Genomic DNA, 911 nt, shown 5'->3' with positions numbered 1-911 from the left:
GCTAATGGGATGGACCGGCTGCTTCCCCCGCGGCGATAGTCTGCAAAGACTACCGCGCAGCATCCGGAGAAGCAGCCCATGACCACCAAACCTTTGGCCTCGATCGGCATCGACATCGGCAAGGAAGTCTTCCACGTCGTCGGTTTCGGCACTGACGGCAAGATCGCTTTCCGTCGCAAGATCAAGAGACTGGGGCTCCTTGAGGCCTTCAAACTACTGCCGCCCAGTATCGTCGGCATGGAGGCTTGTCTCAGCGCGCACTTTGTCAGCCGTGCGCTGCGCCAACTTGGCCATCAGCCAAGGATCATCCCTGCGATCTATGTGAAGCCGTTCGTGAAGGGACAGAAGAACGACTACAACGACGCCGAAGCTATTGCTGAGGCCGCCCTACGGCCGAACCTGCGCGTGGTACGCGAGAAGACACAGGACCAGCTCGACCTCCAGGCTCTGCATCGGGTTCGCTCCCGCCTGGTCTCGCGGCGAACGGCGACCATCAATCAGATCCGTGCCTTTCTGATCGAGCAAGGCATCGCGGTCAGGACTGGGGCGGCGGCTCTGCGGAACTCGCTCCTGGCAATCCTGGAGAATCGGCAGGACCAGATATCGCCGCGAATGCGCGATCTGATCGTAGGTCTCTACGAAGACTGGATACATATCGATGAGCGGATCGAGACCCTTGCCAGCGAGATCGACCAGATCGGCGAGAAGGAAGCCAACTGCCAGCGCCTCATGAGCGTCCCCGGCATCGGTCCGCTGATCTCGACCGCCGTCGTGGCGGCCATTGGCACTGGTGAGGCATTCGAGCGCGGACGAGACTTTGGTGCTTGGCTTGGGCTCGTGCCACGTCAGTACAGTACGGGTGGCCGATCTATTCTGGGACGCATCTCCAAGCGCGGAAGCAAGTATCTCAG

The 911-nt window shown here is 60.6% G+C and carries 1 protein-coding gene; it reads left to right on the top strand.

Features of this window, described 5'->3' with window-relative positions:
• Positions 1 to 78: 78 nt before the first annotated feature.
• Positions 79 to 911 (top strand): IS110 family transposase (locus QRQ56_RS39185; RefSeq protein WP_438747118.1); only part of this gene is annotated, 833 nt, incomplete at its 3' end.

Origin of the sequence: Bradyrhizobium sp. U531, from assembly GCF_051710265.1 — a bacterium.
Lineage (GTDB): Bacteria > Pseudomonadota > Alphaproteobacteria > Rhizobiales > Xanthobacteraceae > Bradyrhizobium.
Note: the sequence above shows the minus strand (reverse complement) of the source record. Positions and strands in the feature narration are given on the sequence as shown.